Here is a 4,063-nt window from a genome sequence, read left to right on the forward strand (position 1 = left end):
GCCGCGCTGCTGCGCGACCCGGCCTGGCGCGGCTCGGGCGCCGCCAGCGTCGAGGAATACGCCCGCTGGGCCGGGCATCTCTGCGGCATGGCCTGCCTGAAGATGGTGCTGGCCGTGCGCACCGGCGTGGCGCACCCCATCCTGGAGCTGGCGCGCGGCTGCGCCGCCGAGGGCGGCTATGTGGAGGAGCCGGACGGGCAGATCCGTGGCCTGATCTACGCGCCCTTCCTGCGCTACGTCGCCGCGCGCTTCGGCCTGCGCGCCACGATCCGCCTGGACCTCGCGGCGGCGGAGATCGCGCCGCTGCTGGCGGGGGGCGGCTACTTCATGGCCTCGGTGCACAAGGACATCCGCTGGCCGGAGCGCGCGCCGCCGCACACGGGCGGCCATCTCGTGCTGGTCACCGCCGCCACGCCTGGGGCCATCACCTTCCACAACCCCTCGGGGCACGAGGCGGCGGCGCAGCGGGACGTCTCCCTGCCGCCCGCGGTGTTCGGCCGCTTCTTCGCCGGGCGCGGCATCGCCATCGCCTGAGCCGCGCCGGGTGGCTTTCCCTTGGCGCTTTCCCTTGGCGCCGAGGGGTGGAACGCGCTTTCCTCTCCGCCCCGGCCACCCGCACGCGCGCGGTGAGGAGACGCCCGATGCATCCCGCCCTTCGCCTTCTGGCCGCGCTGCTGCTGCTGTCGCTGCCCGTCCCGCCCGCTGCCGGGCAGGAGGCCGCCAGCCTTCCCGGCCGCATCGAGCTGCACGCCATCCCCTCCCGCACGCTGAGCGATGCCGAGTTCCTGCGGGGCGAGGCCGGGGCGGGGCAGGCGGTGACCACGGCGGGCGAGCTGCGCCTGCCGCCCGGGCAGACGGCCTGGCAGGCGGGCCGGCTGCCCGCCGCGGTGCTGATGCACGGCTCGGGCGGCATCGATGGCGGGATCGAGGCCTGGGCACGGCTGCTGAACGCCGAGGGCCTCGCCACCTTCGTCATCGACGGCTTCACCGCCCGCGGCCTCGTCGCCACCAACACCGACCAGGCGAAGCTCGGCCGGCTGAACCTGATCCTGGACCTCTATGGCGCGCTGGAGGTGCTGGCGCGGCACCCGCGCGTCGATCCGGAGCGGATCGTGCTGATCGGCTTCTCGCGCGGCGGCAAGGCGGCGCTCTATGCCGCCACCGAGCGCTTCCACCGGCTGTGGAACCGCTCCGGCATCGGCTTCGCCGCCTATCTCGCCTTCTACCCCGACTGCTCCGCCCGCTACCGCGAGGACACCCGGATGGTGGCAAGGCCCATCCGCCTGTTCCATGGCGAGGCGGACGACTACACCCTGATGCGCAGCTGCGCCGCGCAGGTGGCGCGGATGCGGGAGGGTGGCGCCGACATCGCCCTCGCCACCTATCCCGGCGCGCATCACGGCTTCGACTCGCCGCTGAGCGATGCCCCCGGCGTCGCCACCCATTCCCAGACCCTGCGGGCCTGCGTCATCGAGGAGCGGGAGCCGGGGCGGCTGGTCAATGCCGCCACCGGGGCGCCCTTCGCCTACAGCGATGACTGCGTGCAGAGGAACCCGCATGGCGGCGGCCAGCCGGAGGCGCGCGCGGCGGTGCGGCAGGCGGTGCTGGAGGAGGTTCGGGCCGCGCTGGTGCGGTAGCGGCGGGGCGGGCCTGCCCCCGCCGCCGGCCTCAGCTTCCGGCGGGTTCCAGCCGCAGGATGCGGCCGCGGGATTCGTCGGTCAGCAGGTAGAGGAAGCCGTCGGGGCCCTGCGCCACCTGCCGCAGGCGCTGCTGGCCCCATAGCAGCCGCTCCTCGCCGGTCACGCGGTCGCCCTCCACGGTCAGGCGCAGCAGGCCCTGGCTGCTCAGCGTCGCCAGGAACAGGTTGCCGCTCCAGGCGGGGAAGGCATCGCCCGTGTAGAAGGCGGCGCCGGAGGGGCTGATCGAGGGCGTCCAGTGGCGCAGCGGGTCCTGCATGCCGGGGCGGGATTCCGCCTCGTGGATGCGCGCGCCGCTATAGGCCACGCCATGCCCCACCACCGGCCAGCCGTAATTGGCCCCGGCGCGGACGAGGTTGATCTCGTCGCCGCCGCGCGGGCCCATCTCCACCTCCCACAGCGTGCCGGTGGCGGGGTTCACCGCCAGCCCCTGCGGATTGCGGATGCCGGAAGCGTAGATCTCGGGGCGCACCCCCTCGCGGCCGAGGAAGGGGTTGCCGGCGGCGGGGCGGCCGTCGCGCTCCAGCCGCAGCAGCTTGCCGGCGAGGTCGCCCATCTCCTGCGCCCGCTCGCTGTCGCGCTGGCGGTCGCCGGTGGTCATGTAGAGCTTGCCGTCGCCGCCGAAGGCGATGCGGCAGCCATAATGGCCGTTGCCCGTCTGCGCCGGCGTGGCGTCGAGCAGGGTCTGCACCGCCTCCAGCGAGGCGGCGTCGGCGCTGAGGCGGGCGCGGGAGAGGCGTGTCAGGTTGCCGCCGGAGACGCTGGCGGCCTGGCAGAAATAGACCTCGCGGGTTTCCGCGAAATCGGGTGCGAGGCGGATGTCGAGCAGCCCGCCCTGGCCGGCGGCGGCCACCGGCGGCACGCCGGAGAGCGGGGCGGAGACCTGCCCCTCGCGGCTGACCAGCCGCAGCCGGCCGGGGCGCTCCGTCACCAGCATTCGCCCGTCGGGCAGGAAGGCGGCGCCCCAGGGGTGTTCCAGCCCCTCGGCGAAGCGGACGACGCGGAAGGCCGTGGCCTCGCTCCGCACCACTGCGCCCGCTCCCTGGCCGGAGGCACCTGTCGTCTGCGCGCAGGCGGGGGCGAAGACCCCGGCCAGCACGCCGCCGGCCAGGGCGATCGCCCCGCGCCGGCCGTGGCTCCGCGTCCCCGCCAAGCCGTTACTTGCCCAGCGCGGTGGCGATCCAGTCCTTCAGCTGGCTCTTCGGCAGGGCACCGACCTTGGTGTCCACCGGCTTGCCATCCTTGAACAGGATCATCGTCGGGATGCCGCGCACCGCGTACTCGTTCGGCGTCATCGGGTTCTCGTCGATGTTCACCTTGGCGATGGTGAGCTGGCCGGCATAGTCCTTGGCGACCTCGTCGAGGATCGGCGCCACCATGCGGCAGGGGCCGCACCACTCGGCCCAGAAATCCACCAGCACGGGGCCGGAGGCCTGCAGCACATCCTGCTTGAAGCTGTCGTCGCTGACGGCCTTGGTGAGTTCGCTCATCGTGTCTTTTCCTCATGCGGCCCGGTGCGCGGGGGCAGGAAGGCACCCCGCCGGGCGCGCGGCTTGCGGTGGAGAGTCGTGTCGCCAGGGCGCCGGGTCAAGCGTTCCCACTCGTGGAGCTGATAACCGCCCGGAGAGCGGCCCGCGGCATAAGGGCCCGCCGCCGCCGTGCCAAGCGGGCGCTATCGCGAAAAACCCGGCACGCCGCGCCGCAGCGCCTCGGCCCGGCCTTCGCGGGAGACCTCCCAGAGCGGGTTGTCCACCGCCAGCCGCTGCCCGCCATCGCGCTGCACCGGGCGCACCACCACCCCGCCGCGTTCCGCGCTCTCCCGCCCGAACAGCGCCAGCGGCACCCGGACATAGACGCCCTTGTCGAAGGAGCCCTCGCCGAAGCGGGCGGCGGAGACATTGGTGAGGGTGGCGAAGCCGCCGACCTCGATGCCGGACCCGAAGCGCCGGCCCAGTTCCAGCGTGGCGCCCCAGTCGCCCGCCAAATAGCGGCCGGCGCGCGCCACGCCGTAGAGGTTCCACACCGGCAGGTCGGCGTAGAGGGAGAGATGGCCGGTGGCCACCGAATAGCCCTGGAAGCCCAGCTTCTGGTCGAAATCCCGCTGCGCCACCCAGGCCAGGTCGAGGCCGAGCGCCCAGGGCTTCTCGCGCGGCCGCCACAGCACCTCGCCCGAGAGGCCGCCGAACATCGGCTCCAGGTAGCCGGCGCTGGCGCGGGCCAGCCAGTCCGGCGCCAGGTTCCAGATCCGCTCGGCATAGAGGGTGGCCAGTGCGGTGCGCCCCTCCCGCGCATAGGCGGCCTCCTCGCTGCGCACGCGGGGCAGCCGGCTGTCGGAGGGCAGGCCGCCGGAGAGGTTGCCCAGCAGC

5 protein-coding genes are annotated in these 4,063 nt (G+C 74.0%); 2 read left to right on the forward strand and 3 right to left on the reverse strand.

The window, feature by feature from the left end; all coding sequences use genetic code 11:
- Nucleotides 1-534, forward strand: a 534-nt coding sequence (locus tag ACZJYS_RS23095) for a hypothetical protein (RefSeq protein ID WP_493180471.1), incomplete at its 5' end; no start/stop codon positions are given.
- A 107-nt stretch (nucleotides 535-641) separates the two neighbouring features.
- Nucleotides 642-1,637 (forward strand): dienelactone hydrolase family protein, encoded by a 996-nt coding sequence (locus ACZJYS_RS23100; protein ID WP_493180472.1) that lies wholly within the window; start codon nucleotides 642-644, stop codon nucleotides 1,635-1,637.
- Nucleotides 1,638-1,668: 31 nt separating this feature from the next.
- On the opposite strand, the gene ACZJYS_RS23105 is transcribed toward ACZJYS_RS23100, so the two are convergent.
- The 3 genes from ACZJYS_RS23105 to ACZJYS_RS23115 all read right to left on the reverse strand — a co-directional run.
- Nucleotides 1,669-2,850 carry a PQQ-dependent sugar dehydrogenase gene (locus ACZJYS_RS23105; protein ID WP_493180473.1) on the reverse strand — a complete coding sequence of 394 codons (1,182 nt, stop codon included), beginning with the start codon at nucleotides 2,848-2,850 and terminating at the stop codon, nucleotides 1,669-1,671.
- A 4-nt stretch (nucleotides 2,851-2,854) separates the two neighbouring features.
- Complete coding sequence (gene trxA, locus ACZJYS_RS23110; protein WP_379635604.1) at nucleotides 2,855-3,187, reverse strand: thioredoxin TrxA; 333 nt, start codon at nucleotides 3,185-3,187, stop codon at nucleotides 2,855-2,857.
- Nucleotides 3,188-3,369: 182 nt separating this feature from the next.
- Nucleotides 3,370-4,063: YjbH domain-containing protein (locus tag ACZJYS_RS23115; protein WP_493180474.1), on the reverse strand; the 694-nt coding region annotated here is incomplete at its 5' end.

Source organism: Roseomonas sp. TS2, assembly GCF_058833935.1.

Coding starts and splice junctions, on each gene's coding strand:
- trxA (WP_379635604.1), bottom strand. CDS start 3,187: ATGAGCGAACTCACCAAGGCCGTCAGCGACGACAGCTTCAAGCAGGAT.
- ACZJYS_RS23100 (WP_493180472.1), top strand. CDS start 642: ATGCATCCCGCCCTTCGCCTTCTGGCCGCGCTGCTGCTGCTGTCGCTG.